Source organism: Cupriavidus sp. SW-Y-13 (genome assembly GCF_009793345.1).
GTDB lineage: Bacteria > Pseudomonadota > Gammaproteobacteria > Burkholderiales > Burkholderiaceae > Cupriavidus.
Genome location: NZ_WHLX01000001.1, coordinates 1,401,005 through 1,418,006, shown reverse-complemented (window position 1 = coordinate 1,418,006; position 17,002 = coordinate 1,401,005). Strand labels below are relative to the sequence as shown.

Genomic DNA, 17,002 nt, shown 5'->3' with positions numbered 1-17,002 from the left:
TGAGCTTTAAGACGCAAAAAATGAGCCATTAAAATAAAGAAGAAATTAATACGTACGCTCAGACCCGTCACTCGAACTCATTCACTTTTTTAGCCGGCCCGGACGCCCCCTCTGGCCTCTCCAACGCCGATGTTTCTAAAACTCACCCAAACTGCCACCGTTGCTTCGCTGGCCGTCAGCCTCCTTGGCACTTCAAATTCCATCAACGCCCAGACCCTGCCAGTTCCCCGGCAAGCGGCGGCCCTGAATAATGCCGAGCAGGAACAACGCCATCGCCAGCAGCAGGAGGCGCGTGAGCGTAGCGCCGCGGTGAACGCACCATCAGTACTCGCCCCCGCGACCGAGCATGCCGAGCGCCCGTCGATGCCGAAGGAAGCGCCCTGCTTTCCGGTTCAGCGTTTCGTATTGGAAGTTCCCTCCGATCTCCCCGTCTATCTGCAAGCCGGCGGCGCCTCGGCCCTGCCGATGGATCCGTTTGCCTTTGCCCAGCTCTGGCTGGATCACTACCAAGGAGAATGCCTGGGCAGCCAGGGCGTCGGCATGCTGATCAAGGAGTTGTCCCGAACGATTCTCTCGCGGGGCTATGTGACCACGCGCGTGTTGGTGCCCGAGCAGGACCTGACGTCGGGCACGCTGAAACTGGCGCTGATTCCCGGTGTGATCGGCGAGATCCGTTTCAGCAAGCCGGACTTGTGGGGCACTTGGAGCGCGGCTTTCCCGACCTCGGCCGGCCAGTTGCTGAATTTGCGCGATCTTGAACAAGGGCTGGAGCAGATGAAACGCGTTGCCAGTCAGGACGTGGACATGCAGATCATGCCGACGCCCGTTCCGGGCCTCAGCGATGTGGTAATCACGGTCAAACGCGGCAAGCCGTGGACGCTGGTGGCGTCTGTCGATAATTCGGGATCGCGCTCGACGGGCAAATGGCAGGGAAATCTAAGTCTGGGCATCGACAATCCGCTGGGCCTGAGCGACATTTTCAACGTCGGTTTCAGTCAGGACGTGATGGTCGAGGACAAGGAGTTTGGTACCCGGGGCTGGAACACTTTTTACTCGATTCCCTGGGGATACTGGACCGCCACCCTCTCAGCTTCCAGCAGCAACTACTTCCAGCAGATCGCGGGCGCCAATCAGACGTTCATATCCAGCGGCAAGTCGGAGAATATCGATCTCAAACTGCATCGGGTATTGCACCGCAGCCAAAACGACGTGCTCGGCATGCACATGCGTTTGACGCGTCGATTCGGCCGGAGCTTCATCGAGGACTCCGAAATCTCGCACCAGCGGCGGAATAATACGATCCTGGAACTTGGCCTGACGGATCGTCACTATCTCGGCCGGTCCCAACTCGATGCCACGCTGTCTTACCGCCAGGGTCTCGGGGCTTTGGGCGCGCAAGACGACCTGTTGGCCGTGAACGGCGGCCCAACATGGCGGTATCGGATGATGGTTCTAGACGCCAATTTCTCGGTGCCGTTCAAGCTTGCCAATTTGCCTTTCCGCTACATCACGACGGTACGGGGGCAATATACCGATGATCGTCTCTATTACGTCGACAACCTGACGATCGGCAGCCGCTATACGGTGCGAGGTTTCGATGGGGAAAGCATGCTGGCTGGCGAGAGGGGATTTTACTGGCGCAACGAATTGCAGGTCCCACTAGCCACGGGACAGGCGTTCTATGCCGGGCTCGATTATGGGCGGGTGGCTGGACCCACCACGCGCAACCAAGCAGGAACGCAGCTAGCCGGCGCCGTCATTGGCTTCCGCGGAGGATTCGGCACCTCAAGGCTGGGCAGCCTATCGTACGACGCGTTTGTCGGAATGCCGGTTGACAAGCCGGAGCGCCTGCATACGGCAGGAGTGACAACCGGGTTGCAGGTGGCGTATCGATACTGATATCGCGGCACTAAAGAAAAACCCGCCTTCCGGCGGGTTTTTCTCATCCAACAACCAAACTCAACGCTTGCGCGGCGGTGGCACATCGGTGCACACCCCTTCGTAAATCTCCGCAGCCATGCCGATCGATTCGCCCAGCGTCGGGTGCGGGTGGATCGTCTTGCCGATATCCACTGCGTCCGCGCCCATCTCGATGGCCAGGCAGACTTCGCTGATCAGGTCGCCCGCGTGGGTGCCGACGATGCCGCCGCCGATGATGCGGTGGGTTTCCTCGTCGAAGATCAGCTTGGTGAAGCCTTCGTCGCGGCCATTGGCGATGGCGCGGCCTGATGCGGCCCACGGGAACGTGCCCTTGCCGTACTTGATGCCCTGCGCCTTGCACTGTTCTTCCGTCAGGCCGGCCCAGGCCACTTCCGGATCGGTGTAGGCCACCGACGGAATCTGTTTCACGTCGAAGTACGCCTTCTCCCCGTGGGCGGCTTCGGCGGCCACGTGGGCTTCATGCACGGCCTTGTGTGCCAGCATCGGTTGGCCGACGATGTCGCCGATGGCGAAGATGTGCGGCACGTTGGTGCGCAGTTGCTTGTCGACGTCGATGAAGCCACGGTCGGTCACAGCCACGCCAGCCTTCTCGGCGCCGATCTTCTTGCCGTTGGGCGTGCGGCCCACGGACACCAGCACGGCGTCGTAGCGCACCGGCTCGGCGGGCGCGCCCTCGCCTTCGAACTTCACATAGATGCCATCCGGCTTGGCTTCCACGCCAACCGTCTTGGTCTTGAGCATCACGTTGTCGAAGCGATGCTTGTTCATCTTGTCCCAGACCTTGACGAGGTCGCGGTCCGCGCCCTGCATCAGGCCGTCGAGCATTTCCACCACGTCGATGCGGGCGCCCAGCGTGCTGTACACCGTGGCCATTTCCAGGCCGATGATGCCGCCGCCGATAACCAGCATCTTGTTCGGGATGTCGCGCAGTTCCAGCGCGCCAGTCGAATCGAAAATGCGCGGATCTTCAGGGATGAACGGCAGCTTCACAGCCTGGCTACCGGCCGCGATGATCGCCTTTTCAAAGCGGATCACGGTCTTCTTGCCCGTGGTCGCCTTGGCGTCGCCCTCGGTTTCCTGCACTTCGAGGTGGTTCGGGTCCAGGAACGTGCCGATACCGCGCACAGTCTGCACCTTGCGCGCCTTGGCCATGCCGGCCAGCCCGCCCGTCAGCTTGTTGACGACGCTTTCCTTGTAGTGGCGCAGGCCGTCCAGGTCGATCTTGGCTTCGCCGAACAGGATGCCGTGCGCGGCCAGTGCCTTGGCTTCGTCGATCACGGCCGCATTGTGCAGCAGCGCCTTCGACGGGATGCAGCCCACGTTCAGGCAGACGCCGCCGAGCGTGCCGTAGCGCTCCACCAGTACCGTGTTCATGCCCAGATCGGCTGCGCGGAACGCTGCCGAGTAGCCGCCAGGGCCCGCGCCCAGCACGAGCATGTCGCACTGGATATCGGCCGAGCCGCTGTGCTTGCCAGCCACGGGTGCGGCGGCAGGAGCCGATGCCGCCGGAGCGGCAGCAGGAGCCGGTGCAGCCGCGGGTGCGGGCGCCGGTGCAGCCGCGGCGCCGCCTTCGATCGTGCAGATGACAGTGCCCTTGGCCACCTTGTCACCCACCTTGACCTTGACGTCCACGATCTTGCCAGCCGACGACGACGGCACTTCCATGCTGGCCTTGTCGCTCTCGAGCACGAGCAGCGACTGTTCTTCCTCGACCGTATCGCCGGCCTTGACCAGCACTTCGATCACTTCCACCGCGTCGAAATCGCCGATATCCGGCACTTTGACTTCGATCACACTCATGCTTTCCTCCTGGGATGCGCGCCCTGCCCGCCTGGGGGCTCAGGCCGCGCCGTCGTTGTTGGTTGCCGAGCCGTCCTGTTGCGCCGGCTGCTGGGGCTGTTCAGTCTGCTGCTGGAGCTTCACCGTATGCACATCGATCGGACCCGCCGAACTCTTGTCGAACTCGATCCCGGCATCCACACCTATCCGCGCGATCGCGCCGGCATCCATGCCCGGCATGTCGTAGACCGCGTGCATCGCGCCCAGCGCATAGTTGCGCCCCGATCCGATGCCCCAGAAACGGTCGAACGAAAACACCTCGCGATAGGAATAAACGCCATAGATGCCGCCCGGATTGGCGATCAGGCAAACGATCTGCGATGACTCGTAGGGGTCGTCGTCGTCTTCCTTGGTGTTGATGAAATACTCGTTCTTGAGCTTTTCATGCACTTTGAGGAAGGTTCGGAACACCTCGTCGCGGCTCATCAGGCGGCATTCGTCGCCCATGCCCGTCAGCAGTGCGCGCATGACCGGAAAATGCGCGGTGGTACCCGCCAGCGCGACGAAACTCTCGCCCACGGGAATCACCTTCTGGTTGCGCTCGTAGGCACGCGACAGCCGCGTATCGCCAAACGTCACCAGCGCATCGGCCGCGATCGCCACCTCGTCACCCTTACGTACGACAACGCAGGTCGTCATGGCTCGCCCCCTACGTTACTTTGACTCTTCGCACGCCGGCATTGCCGGCGTGCGTTGCGGTTGCTTCAACATGAAGCGAAGCGGTTCTGGCTAGGCGCGCGGCCGCAGACAGTACAAGTGGTACGGCAAGGCCGCGCAACGACGCCAGAATCATGTTTAAGCGACCGCTTACAGCAAGATGCGGCGGAAATCGGCCAGCAACGCGGCGAAGTACGTATTGAAGCGTGCAGCCTCGGCACCGTCGATCACGCGGTGATCCCACGACAGAGACAGCGGCAGCGTCAGTTGCGGCACGAACTGCTTGCCGTCCCAGACCGGCTTCATGTACGACTTGCACACGCCCATGATGGCCACTTCCGGCGCATTGATGATCGGCGTGAAGTACGTGCCGCCGATGCCGCCCAGCGACGAGATCGAGAAGCAGCCGCCCTGCATCTGATCCGGCTTCAGCTTGCCGTCGCGCGCCAGCTTGGCCAGTTCGCCCATTTCCTGGCTGATCTCCAGCACGCCCTTCTTGTCGGCGTCCTTGATGACCGGCACGACCAGGCCGTTCGGCGTATCGGCAGCGAAACCGATGTTGAAGTACTTCTTCAGCACCAGATTGTCGCCGTCGAGCGAGGCATTGAAGTTCGGGAACTTCTTCAGCGCCGCCACCGTGGCCTTGATCATGAACGCCAGCATCGTGACCTTGATGCCGGACTTCTCGTTTTCCTTGTTCAGCTTCACGCGGAACGCTTCGAGCTCAGTGATGTCCGCCTCGTCGCAGTTCGTGACGTGCGGGATCATGACCCAGTTGCGGTGCAGGTTGGCGCCCGAGATCTTCTTGATGCGCGACAGCGGCTTGGATTCCACCTCGCCGAAGCGCGTGAAATCGACCTTCGGCCACGGCAGCAGATCCAGACCCACGCCCGAACCGCCAGCAGACGCAGCAGCAGCCGGCGCAGCGGTCTGGCCGCTCATCACGCCCTTGACGAAGTTCTGCACGTCCTGCTGCGTGATGCGGCCCTTCGGACCGGAACCCGGTACGCGCGACACATCCACACCCAGTTCGCGCGCGAACTTGCGCACGGACGGGCTGGCGTGGGCGGCCTTGCCGGTCACGCCCTGAGCCGGTGCGGCTGCTGGCGCGGGGGCCGGAGCCGGTGCCGATGCAGCGGGAGCGGGAGCCGGGGACGGTGCGGCAGCAGGTGCTGCAGCCGGGGCAGGAGCCGGCGCTGCAGCGGCAGCACCCGCCGCGCCAGCGGCTTCGAGAATCAGGATCAGCGTGCCCTGGGCCACGTTATCGCCAACCTTGACCTTGACTTCCTTGACCGTGCCGCCTTGCGGGGCAGGCACATCCATCGTGGCCTTGTCGGATTCCAGCGTCACCAGCGCGTCTTCCGCGTTGATGACGTCGCCCGGCTTCACATGGACTTCGATGACGGGAACGGCGTCGTAGTCGCCGATGTCGGGCACCTTCACCTCGACGATGCCACCGCCGGCAGGCGCGGCAGCCGGGGCCGGCGCAGCAGCGGCCGGAGCGGGTGCCGGGGCAGCGGCGGCTGGCGCCGGTGCGGGTGCGGGGGCAGCCGCCGGTGCGGGCGCAGCGGCGCTCGCGCCTGCAGGTTCCAGCATGACGAGGATCGAGCCCTCGGCCACGTTGTCGCCCACCTTGATCTTGACTTCCTTGACCGTGCCGGCCTGCGGCGACGGCACATCCATCGTGGCCTTGTCTGACTCCAGCGTCACCAGCGCGTCTTCCGCGTTGATGACGTCGCCCGGCTTCACATGGACTTCGATGACGGGAACGGCGTCGTAGTCGCCGATATCCGGCACCTTGATTTCAATCGCTTGACTCATTCAGTGTCTCTCCTGGGCAGCCGGCACCCTGGTTGTTGGCGACGTAGCGACAATCGGACAAACGCAATCGGCGAGGTTACTCCGGCCTCACGCATCTGTCACGCTGCCGCGCATCACCAGCGGCCGTGGGCACCGCCGGTCCAGCCGGGGGCGCCCACGGCACGGCGGCATGCCGTGCTGCGGGGGGTTCAGTCGTGCAAGTCCGGGGTCAGACCGACATCGGGTTCGGCTTGTTCGGGTCGAGGTTGTACTTCTTGATGGCTTCCGCCACCTTTTCGCGACCGATCGCACCTTCGTCGGCCAGCGCCTTCAGCGCGGCCACCGTCACCCAGTTACGGTCCACTTCAAAGAAGTGGCGCAGCTTCTCGCGGGTATCCGAGCGGCCGAAGCCGTCGGTGCCCAGCACCACATAGCGGCGCGGCACGAACGAGCGGATCTGCTCGGCGAACGCACGGATGTAGTCGGTCGAGGCGATGACCGGGCCGCGCACGCCCTTGAGCTTCTGCGCGACGAACGATTCGCGCGGCGTCTCGGTCGGATGTAGCAGGTTGAAGCGTTCCGTGGCATGGCCTTCACGGGCCAGTTCGGTGAAGCTCGGGCAGCTCCAGATGTCCGATTCCACGCCCCAGTCCTTCTTGAGCATCTCGGCGGCGGCAATCACCTCGCGGAAGATCGTGCCCGAACCCAGCAGCTGCACGCGCGGCGCATTGCTGTTTTCCACACCCTTGCGGAACAGGTACATGCCCTTGACGATGTCCTTCTCCGAGCCGGCCGGCATTTCCGGGTGCTCGTAGTTCTCGTTCATCACCGTCAGGTAGTAATACACGTCTTCCTGCTCTGCATACATGCGGCGCAGGCCATCCTGCATGATCACGGCCAGTTCGTACTGGAACGTCGGGTCATACGAGATGCAGTTCGGAATCGCGGCGTGGAAGACGTGCGAATGACCGTCCTCGTGCTGCAGGCCCTCGCCGTTCAGCGTGGTCCGGCCGGCGGTGCCGCCCAGCAGGAAGCCGCGCGAGCGCATGTCGGCAGCGGCCCAGCACAGGTCGCCGATACGCTGGATGCCGAACATCGAGTAGTAGATGTAGAACGGAATCATCTGCACGCCATGCGTCGAGTACGACGTGGCGGCGGCGATCCAGTCGCACATGGCGCCGGCTTCGTTGATGCCTTCCTGCAGGACCTGACCCGTCTGCGATTCCTTGTAGAACATCAGTTGGTCGTGGTCTTCCGGCACGTACTTCTGGCCCTGCTGGTTCCAGATGCCGACTTGGCGGAACAGGCCTTCCATGCCGAACGTGCGCGACTCGTCCGGGACGATAGGCACCACGTGCTTGCCAATCTGCTTGTCCTTGAGCAGCGTGTTCAGGATACGGACGAAGGCCATCGTGGTGGACACTTCGCGGCCTTCGCCGGTGGCCTTGAGCAGCGCGTCGAACGCCGTCAGTTCGGGCACCTTGAGCGCTTCGGCCTTCTGGCGGCGGGTAGGCAGGTAGCCGCCCAGGTTCATGCGCGCCTGGCGCATGTATTCCAGTTCCTTCGAGCCTTCCTCGAAGGTCAGGTACGGCACTTCCTCGAGCTTGTCGTCCGGCACCGGGATGCTGAACTGGTCGCGGAACGCGCGGATGGCGTCCACCGGCATCTTCTTCTGCTGGTGGGCCACGTTCATGGCCTGGCCCGCATCGCCCATGCCATAGCCCTTGATGGTCTTGGCCAGGATCAGCGTCGGCTGGCCCTTGTGCTCGCTGGCAGCCTTGTAGGCGGCGTAGACCTTGTGCGGATCGTGGCCGCCACGGTTCAGGCGCCAGATGTCGTCGTCGGACCAGTCGGCCACCATGGCCTTCAGTTCCGGCGTATTGAAGAAGTTCTCGCGCACGTAGGCGCCGTCCTTGGCCTTGAAGGTCTGATATTCGCCGTCCACGGCTTCCATCATCCGCTTCATCAGCAGGCCCTTGGTGTCGCGCGCCAGCAGTTGGTCCCAGCGGCTGCCCCACACCACCTTGATCACGTTCCAGCCCGAACCGCGGAATTCCGATTCCAGTTCCTGGATGATCTTGCCGTTGCCGCGCACCGGACCGTCCAGGCGCTGCAGGTTGCAGTTGATCACGAAGACGAGGTTGTCCAGCTTCTCGCGGCCAGCCATGCCGATCGCGCCCAGCGATTCCGGCTCGTCGGTCTCGCCGTCGCCCAGGAACGCCCAGACCTTGCGGTCGCCAGCCTTGGCCAGGCCGCGGCTGTCCAGGTACTTCATGAAACGGGCCTGGTAGATGGCCATGATCGGGCCCAGGCCCATCGACACGGTCGGGAACTGCCAGAAGTCCGGCATCAGCCACGGGTGCGGGTACGACGAGATGCCCTTGCCGTCCACTTCCTGGCGGAAGTTGTCCAGTTGCTCGGTCGTCAAGCGGCCCAGCAGGAAGGCGCGCGAATACACGCCCGGAGCCGAGTGGCCCTGCACGAAGACGAGGTCGCCGCCGCTCTGTTCCGAGGGCGCGCGCCAGAAGTGGTTGTAGCCCACGTCATAGAGCGTCGCCGCCGAGGCGAACGAGGAAATGTGGCCGCCGACGTTGGTGTGCTTGTTGGCGCGCAGCACCATGGCCATGGCGTTCCAGCGCGTGTACGAGCGGATACGGTGCTCCACGTCCTGGTCGCCGGGAATGCGGGCCTGCAGTTCCACCGGGATCGTATTGATATACGGGGTCTCGGCGTGGAACGGCTGCGTCACGCCATTCACGCGTGCGTATTCGATCTGCTTGTCGATCAGGAAGGCCGCGCGTTCGGCGCCTTCCGCCTTCAGGACGCCCTGCAGGGCATCCAGCCATTCATGCGTTTCCTGGGGATCTGCGTCGTTGGCGCTGCTGGCGCCGAGGATCTGCTCTGGTACAGCGGACATGACTGTCTCCTGGTGAATTCCTGCCCCGGGTGTCCGCCACGGTATGGCGGGAGACCGGTTGGCTCGGTCTGACGATTCTGACGCGTGCGGCGGAACGCTATTCTTGCCCTGGCATCGGTTCTGGCCAGTGCCCGGATCCTCTCGTGGGTGCTTTCGCCCGGATCTCGGCCTCGGCAAACGCATGGCGCCCGCCCGCATTTATTCGGTCGAAGCGATTCTATGGAAGCACAGCAACGGCTGACAAGCGAAATTTTCAGATTACGAAGTCATTTTTTATAATGCGGAATATTGCGGCAGCGCACCAGAAAGCGTCACTGCAACCGGGTTTCCGACCTCCAGGCATCGTCTTCTATCCCTTGTGGCGAATAGGCGGTTTCCCCAAGCGACGCACCGCAATAATCTCGATACACTGGCCGGTCAGCCGTTAATCCCTTATGCAGTTCCTCAACCGAATCCTCTCCGGCCTACGCACGGCTATCCTGCCTTCCGGCGCCGCCGACGCGGCAGGCGAATCCGTCACTGGCGCCTCCCCGCACCCTGCCCGTCATGCCGGCACGCACGCCGATCACGGCGCGGATGTCATCGACCATGGCGACACCACCGAGCCGCTGGCGCCAGCCCCGCGCCGGCTCTGGATCCTGCGCTGGCGCAACCTGGTGGCGACGAGCTGGTTCATGTTCATCCCGCTCGTGGCCATCGTGCTGTTCACGGTGGCGATGGGCGTCATCCTATGGTCGCTGCACGAAACCGAGCGGCAGCAGCAGCGCGACGCGCTGTACCGCGATGCCGCCTGGGCCCAGCAACGCGTGCGGCTCTCGCTGCTGAGCAACCAGGACCAGATGGCCTCGCTGGCGCGCGACATCGCTGCCGCGCAGCTGGACCAGGGTGCGTACCGGACCGCCGCGCAGGAGATTCTGCGCGAGAACCCAGAGATCGTCTTCGTCAACTGGCTGGACGCCACCCGTAAGGGGCGCTGGTCGCTGCCGTCCACGTCCGAGTTCGCCGGCCGCCTTCGGGAAACGGTGGACAAGCCGCTGGAGCCGGAGGTACTCGATACCTTCGACGCCGCCCGCGAGACGCAGCGCGTGGTCTACTCCCGGCCGCTGACCAACGACCGCGGCGACAGCTTCATGCTGATGGAAGTACCCATCGTCCGCGACAACGAGTTTCTGGGCACGCTGGGCGCGCTCTACTCGATCAACGGCATCCTGACCCATCTGCTGCCGCCAGAGCTGACGGAGCGCTACCGCTTTTCTCTGATCGACAAGAACAACCAGACGCGCGCGAGTACATCCGTGCGGCCCGTGCCGGGCAACGCGCTGTCGTACGAAGTGCTTCTCGATCCGCCGGGCCATTCGCTGTCGCTGCGCGCCGACGCCTATCCGCCGCCGTCCAACCTGCCCAACAACATGCTGTTGTGGCTGGTGGTGGGGCTGTCGTGTTTCCTGCTCTGGAGCCTGTGGAGCATGTGGCGGCACACCAGCCGCCGCTCCGAGGCGCAGCGCGCGCTACTGGCCGAGACATCGTTCCGGCGAGCGATGGAGAACTCGATGCTGATCGGGCTCCGTGCGCTGGACCTCAACGGCCGTATCACCTATGTGAACCCTGCGTTCTGCCGCATGACCGGCTGGACCGAGGCCGATCTCGTGGGCCGCGTGCCGCCCTTCCCCTACTGGCCGCCCAATGACCAGCAGGAGATGCAGAAGCAGATCGACCTGACGCTCCAGGGCAAGTCGCCCGCCACCGGCTACGAGATGCGCGTGATGCGCCGGGATGGCAGCAGCTTCTTCGCCCGGATGTACGTCTCCCCACTGGTGGACAGCCGGGGTCGCCATACCGGTTGGATGAGCTCGATGACGGACATCACCGAGCCCAAGCGCGCCCGCGAGGAACTGGCCGCCGCGCACGATCGCTTCACTACCGTGCTGGAAAGCCTGGACGCCGCCGTGTCCGTGCTGGCCACCGACAAGGCCGAACTGCTGTTCGCCAACCGCTACTACCGCCAATTGTTCGGCTGGGAGGCGGAAGGACACCTGAAACTGGCCGGCGACGATTTCGACAAGGACCAGATGTCGAGCGACAACACCGACTTTGTCGATGCGTACGCCGGCCTGCCCGCCTCGGAACTGATGCCGTACGCCTCGGACGCGCGTGAAGTGTTCGTGCCGGACATGCAAAAGTGGTTCGAAGTCCGCCGCCGCTACATTCAGTGGGTGGACGGCCACCTGGCGCAGATGCAGATTGCCACCGACATCACGGTCCGCAAGGCAGCCGAGGAAATGGCGCGGCAGCACGAGGAACGCATCCAGTTCACGAGCCGCCTGACGACGATGGGCGAGATGGCATCATCGCTGGCGCACGAACTGAACCAGCCGCTGGCGGCCATCAATAACTACTGCATGGGCGCCGTGGCGCGCCTGCACTCGGGCCGCAGCACGCCCGAAGACCTGATTCCGGTGCTGGAGAAGACCTCCGCACAAGCAGTGCGCGCCGGGACGATCATCAGCCGTATCCGCGGTTTCGTGAAGCGTAGCCAGCCGCAACGGCGGGAAGCCGCGCTGCACGACATCGTGGCCGACGCCGTAGGACTGGCCGATCTGGAAGCCACGCGCCGCCGCGTGACCATCCTGACCCGCCTGCCCGCCCCGCCGCTGATGCTCTACGTCGATCCGGTGCTGATCGAACAGGTGCTGGTCAATCTGCTCAAGAATGCCGTGGAAGCCATGGCCGGCCTGCCCGCGATGCGCGCCACCGGTGTGGTCCGCTTGCATGCCCGCATCGAAAACGTTGAGTTTGGTCAATGTTGCTGCATCGACGTCATCGACCAAGGCCCGGGCGTGGACGAAGCCACCAAGGAGCGCCTGTTCGAGCCGTTCTTCAGTACGAAGTCCGACGGCATGGGCATGGGCCTGAACATCTGCCGTTCGATCATTGAGTCGCACCAGGGACGCCTCTGGGTCGAAAACAATGTGGACGGGATCGGCTGTACGTTTAAAATCACGCTGCCACTGCAATCGGCGCTAACCGAACAGTAACGGGAGCATCCCTGGCATGCCGGACGACCCTCTGCCGCGGGGCATCGGGAGGCCGTCCGGACTTTGATCCGCCGGGGGTGTTGCGCGCCGCCGCATGCAGTTACACTTCGTTGCAAACGACTTTGCCCCAGGAGACTTCATGACCGCAACGCCCAGCCCCACGCCGCATCGTGGCGAGACCGTCTATATCGTCGATGACGATGAAGCGATGCGTGACTCGCTGACCTGGCTGCTGGAGGGCAACGGCTATCAGGTGCGCAGCTTCAACAGCGCCGAGCAGTTCCTCTCCGCCTACGACACGAATGCCGTGTCCTGCCTGATCCTCGATGTGCGCATGCCCGGCATGAGCGGCCCCGAGCTGCAGGAGCGCATGATCGCCGAGAACATCGAGATCCCGATCGTCTTCATCACCGGCCACGGCGATGTGCCGATGGCGGTCTCCACGATGAAGAAAGGCGCCATCGACTTCATCGAGAAACCGTTCGACGAATCCGAACTGCGCGCGCTGGTGGAGCGCATGCTGCTGAAGGCCCGCTCGGACCACTCCACCGCCCGCGAACAGCGCGCCGCCAAGGACCTCCTCGGCAAGCTGACCACGCGCGAGCAACAGGTGCTGGAGCGCATCGTGGCCGGCCGCCTGAACAAGCAGATCGCCGACGATCTGGGTATTTCCATCAAGACCGTGGAGGCGCACCGCGCCAACATCATGGAAAAGCTCAACGTCAACACGGTGGCGGACCTGCTGAGACTGGCGTTGTCGCGGAACGCCTGATTCTTGTTCCCTGCTGCATGTTTGCTCCCCTCTCCCGCACAGCGGGAGAGGGGAGCCGGTTTAGAAGCGGTTTCGGCTTCGACTACCTCCCCCTCAAATACTCCCCCTCATCAAACGTCACCAGCCACTGCGGCCGGTAGACGACAAAAATCGCGACCAGCATCCCCGTCAGGAACGCCTCGCCAAACGCGATGATGACCGCGCCGGTCAGGCTGTCGGCCAGTCCGAGTCCACCCTGGGCCACGCCCATCCGCACTTGCCAGATCGCGCGCAAGCCGCCAGCCACCACGGCCGCGACCAGAGCGCTGAAATACCCGTGCCCGAGAATGAACACGAAGGGATGTCGCGGCACCCACCGCCGTAGCGCGGCCTGCAGCGCTGCCGTGAGCGCACCCGGCACCAGCGCCATCCAGAAGAAGCGCGGCCCCAGCGACACCCAGTCGATCTGCGCCCAGCCTCTCCCCGACAGGTAGGCCAGTCCCAGCAGCGACACCACATCCACGATCGCCAGCGTCACCATCGCCAACGGCAGGCCGAACATCGTGACTGCCAGCGAGGCGCCCATCAACTGGATCACCACGCCCTCACCCACGGTTGCGCGCGCAGACCACAGCAGCGTCAGGAAAACCAGCGACCCTAGCCACGCGTGCTGGAGCGTTTCCCGGCGCAAGGTCAGCCACGGACGCTGCACCAGCGCCCAGAACAGCACCCCGACGCCCAGCGTCGGGAGCGGCCAGGTTGCAAGGAACGCCAGAATTGAAGATTCTTCGATGTGCATAACCGGATGCTAGCAGCGAGGGGCCAAGCGCTGCTTGCACGTGATCAAGCCCGCCGGGAGGCCTTCGCCCCGCCATGGAACCTTTATAATCGCGGTTTCGCGCCGTCGCCCCCGGCCCGGCGCCCGCCTTTCCAGTCATTCCCGCTACGAATCCCATGTCCGCACAACTGATCGACGGTAACGCCCTCGCCAAACAAATCCGCGCCGAAGCCGCCCAGCGCGCCGCCCGCCTGACCGCCGCCGGCCACCAACCCGGCCTCGCCGTCGTGCTGGTGGGCGAAGACCCGGCCAGCCAGGTCTACGTGCGCAACAAGGTGAAGGCCTGCGAGGACAACGGTTTCCACTCGTCGCTGGACCGTTATCCGGCCGACCTGTCGGAAGCGGACCTGCTGGCGCGCATCGACGCGCTGAACAATGACCCGAAGATCCACGGCATCCTGGTGCAACTGCCGCTGCCGAAGCACATCGACAGCCACAAGGTCCTGGAAGCCATCGCCCCGGAAAAGGACGTGGACGGTTTCCACGTGGCCAATGCCGGTGCGCTGATGACCGGCGCCCCGCTGTTCCGCCCCTGCACGCCGTACGGCTGCATGAAGATGCTGGAATCGGTGCAGTTCCCGCTGCGCGGCGCCAATGCCGTGGTGGTGGGCGCGTCGAACATCGTCGGCAAGCCGATGGCGATGATGCTGCTGCAAGCTGGCGCCACGGTCACCATCTGCAACAGCAAGACGCGCGACCTCGCCGCCCATACCCGTAACGCCGATGTCATCGTGGCCGCCGTGGGCCGCCGCAACATCATCACCGCCGATATGGTCAAGCCGGGCGCCGCCGTGATCGACGTTGGCATGAATCGCGACGATGCCGGCAAGCTGTGCGGCGATGTGGACTTCGCCGGCGTGCGCGAGGTGGCTGGCTACATCACCCCAGTGCCGGGTGGCGTGGGTCCCATGACGATCACGATGCTGCTGATCAACACGCTGGAATCCGCCGAACGCGTAGCCGGACTGGCCTGAAGCACGCCCGGATGGCGCTTCAATCGCGCCGATAGCAAAGTCGTACTGGATATTTGGCCTCAAAGGGCTCATCTTGCACAGGTAACGTGCCGCGCCACCTCCCCTTCGCGCGGCACACCAAGCCGGGAATTGCCATGACTGATACCACCGACCGCGCCAACAACCCGTTACTCGATTTCTCCGATCTCCCGCGCTTTGCCGAGATCCGCCCCGAGCACATCGCCCCCGCGCTGGACGTGCTGCTGGCCCAGGCCCAGGCCGCCGTCGACCGCGCCGAAGACCCGGCCACGCCAGCCACCTGGCTCAGCGCCGTCGAAGCGCTCGAAACTGCCACCGAACCGCTGGGCCGTGCCTGGGGCGTGGTCGGCCACCTGAGCGCTGTGGCGGACACACCCGAACTGCGCAAGGCGCACACCGACAATCTGCCCCGCATGACCGAATTCTGGTCGTCGCTGGGACAAAGCCTGGCGCTGTATGAGAAGTACAAGGCCGTGGCCGCCGGCCCCGAGTTCGCCGGACTGTCGCCGGCCCGCAAGCAGTTGCTGGAAAACGAACTGCGCGGCTTCCGTCTGGGCGGTGCGGAACTGGCTGAAGACCGCAAGCCGCGCTTCGCCGAAATCCAGGACGAGCAGGCCCAACTGTCCAAGGCATTCTCGGACCATGTGCTAGACGCCACCAACGCCTACGCACTCCATATCGAGGATGGCGCACGACTGGCCGGCATTCCCGCCGATGCGCAGGAAGCCGCGAAGCTGGCCGCCGAGAAGGACGGCAAGCCGGGATACAAATTCACGCTGCACTTCCCTTCGTACTTCCCGGTGCTGCAGTACGCCGACGACCGCGCACTGCGCCGGACGATGTACGAGGCCAGCGTCACGCGCGCGTCCGAACTCGGGCCCCAGTACAACCAGGGCCAGGCCGACTGGGACAACACAACGAACATGCGTGACCAACTGGCCCTGCGCCGGGAAGAAGCGCAGATGCTGGGCTATGCCAACTATGGCGAAGTCTCGCTCGTGCCGAAGATGGCCGAGTCTCCTGCCGACGTGCTGAAGTTCCTCGACGAACTCGCCGTCAAGGCCCGCCCGTACGCCGAAGGCGACTGGAAGGAACTGCAGCAGTTTGCAGCCTCCGAACTGGGCCTCGACAAGATCGAGCCGTGGGACGTGGCCTATGCCTCGGAAAAGCTGCGCCAGAAGCGTTATGCCTTCTCCGATGACGAGGTGAAGCAGTACTTCCAGGAGCCGAAGGTACTGGAAGGCTTGTTTGGCGTGGTCGAGAAGCTGTTCTCGGTCAGTATCCAGCCGGATACGGCCCAGACCTGGCATCCGTCGGTGCGCTTCTTCCGCGTGGTGTCGCCGCAGGGCGCCCTGCTGGCGCAGTTCTACATCGATCTTTACGCACGCGAAGGCAAGCGTGGCGGCGCGTGGATGGACGATGCGCGTGGCCGCAAGGAACGTGACAACGGCACGGTGCAAACACCGGTGGCCTACCTGACCTGCAACTTCACGGCGCCGGTCGGTGGCAAGCCCGCACTGTTCACGCACGACGAAGTCATCACGCTGTTCCACGAGTTCGGCCACGGCCTGCATCACATGCTGACGCAGGTGGGCGACCTCGGCGTGTCAGGCATCAATGGCGTGGAATGGGATGCCGTGGAGTTGCCGTCGCAGTTCATGGAGAACTTCTGCTGGGAATACGAGGTGCTGGAAACCATGACGGCCCATGTGGAGACCGGCGCGCCGCTGCCGCGCGTGCTGTTCGACCGCATGCTGGCCGCCAAGAACTTCCAGAACGGCATGATGACGCTGCGCCAGATCGTGTACTCGTCGTTCGACATGCATCTGCACACCGATTACGATCCGCAAGGTCCGGTATCGGTGCTGGAACTGTCGCGCCAGATCAACGACAGCAAGCATGTGGTGCCGCAGTCGGCGCTCTCGCGCTGGCCGAACACGTTCAGCCACGTTTTTGCGGGCGGCTATGCGGCCGGTTACTACAGCTACAAGTGGGCCGAGGTGCTGTCCGCCGACGTCTACGCCGCGTTCGAAGAAGCCAGTAACCTGTCCGGCAGCGTGCTCGATAGCGATGTGGGCGAGCGGTATCGCCGCGAGATCCTGTCGGTGGGCGGCAGCCGCCCGGCGATGGAATCGTTCGTGGCGTTCCGCGGCCGCGCACCGCAGATCGACGCGCTGCTGCGGCACGGCGGCATGGCCGAGACGGCGGCAGCCACGGCCTGATCCCCGCCAA

10 protein-coding genes are annotated in these 17,002 nt (G+C 64.1%); 5 read left to right on the top strand and 5 right to left on the bottom strand.

Going from position 1 to position 17,002, the window contains the following annotated elements:
* Window positions 1-129: 129 nt before the first annotated feature.
* On the top strand, window positions 130-1,899 hold the full coding sequence (locus GA566_RS06300; protein ID WP_160472092.1) for a ShlB/FhaC/HecB family hemolysin secretion/activation protein: 1,770 nt from the start codon (window positions 130-132) through the stop codon (window positions 1,897-1,899).
* Window positions 1,900-1,959: 60 nt separating this feature from the next.
* Here the strand turns inward: GA566_RS06300 and lpdA are convergent, their stop codons facing one another.
* The 4 genes from lpdA to aceE form a co-directional block, all read right to left on the bottom strand.
* Window positions 1,960-3,741, bottom strand: a complete 1,782-nt coding sequence (lpdA, locus tag GA566_RS06295) for a dihydrolipoyl dehydrogenase (protein ID WP_137925814.1) — start codon at window positions 3,739-3,741, stop codon at window positions 1,960-1,962.
* A gap of 39 nt (window positions 3,742-3,780) precedes the next feature.
* Window positions 3,781-4,419 carry an MFS transporter gene (locus GA566_RS06290; RefSeq protein WP_237380070.1) on the bottom strand — a complete coding sequence of 213 codons (639 nt, stop codon included), beginning with the start codon at window positions 4,417-4,419 and terminating at the stop codon, window positions 3,781-3,783.
* A gap of 168 nt (window positions 4,420-4,587) precedes the next feature.
* On the bottom strand, window positions 4,588-6,258 hold the full coding sequence (gene aceF / locus GA566_RS06285) for a dihydrolipoyllysine-residue acetyltransferase (RefSeq protein WP_160472091.1): 1,671 nt from the start codon (window positions 6,256-6,258) through the stop codon (window positions 4,588-4,590).
* 208 nt (window positions 6,259-6,466) lie between these two features.
* A complete protein-coding gene (aceE, locus tag GA566_RS06280) occupies window positions 6,467-9,154 on the bottom strand; it encodes a pyruvate dehydrogenase (acetyl-transferring), homodimeric type (RefSeq protein WP_137925812.1) in 2,688 nt (895 codons plus the stop codon).
* A gap of 434 nt (window positions 9,155-9,588) precedes the next feature.
* On the opposite strand from aceE, the gene GA566_RS06275 reads away from it, so the two are divergent.
* Complete coding sequence (locus GA566_RS06275; protein ID WP_137925811.1) at window positions 9,589-12,189, top strand: PAS domain S-box protein; 2,601 nt, start codon at window positions 9,589-9,591, stop codon at window positions 12,187-12,189.
* A gap of 139 nt (window positions 12,190-12,328) precedes the next feature.
* On the top strand, window positions 12,329-12,961 hold the full coding sequence (locus tag GA566_RS06270; protein WP_137925810.1) for a response regulator transcription factor: 633 nt from the start codon (window positions 12,329-12,331) through the stop codon (window positions 12,959-12,961).
* Window positions 12,962-13,043: 82 nt separating this feature from the next.
* On the opposite strand, the gene GA566_RS06265 is transcribed toward GA566_RS06270, so the two are convergent.
* Entirely contained in the window at window positions 13,044-13,739 is a 696-nt protein-coding gene (locus GA566_RS06265; protein ID WP_160472089.1) for an energy-coupling factor ABC transporter permease, read from the bottom strand.
* Between the two features lie 155 nt (window positions 13,740-13,894).
* Here GA566_RS06265 and folD point away from each other — a divergent pair, with 155 nt between their 5' ends.
* Both folD and GA566_RS06255 read left to right on the top strand, forming a co-directional pair.
* Window positions 13,895-14,752: a bifunctional methylenetetrahydrofolate dehydrogenase/methenyltetrahydrofolate cyclohydrolase FolD gene (folD, locus tag GA566_RS06260; protein ID WP_160472087.1), complete on the top strand. Its 858-nt coding sequence runs from the start codon at window positions 13,895-13,897 to the stop codon at window positions 14,750-14,752.
* 134 nt (window positions 14,753-14,886) lie between these two features.
* The gene (locus GA566_RS06255; RefSeq protein ID WP_160472086.1) at window positions 14,887-16,992 is read left to right on the top strand and encodes a M3 family metallopeptidase; all 2,106 of its coding nucleotides are present in this window, start codon (window positions 14,887-14,889) and stop codon (window positions 16,990-16,992) included.
* Window positions 16,993-17,002 lie beyond the last annotated feature (10 nt).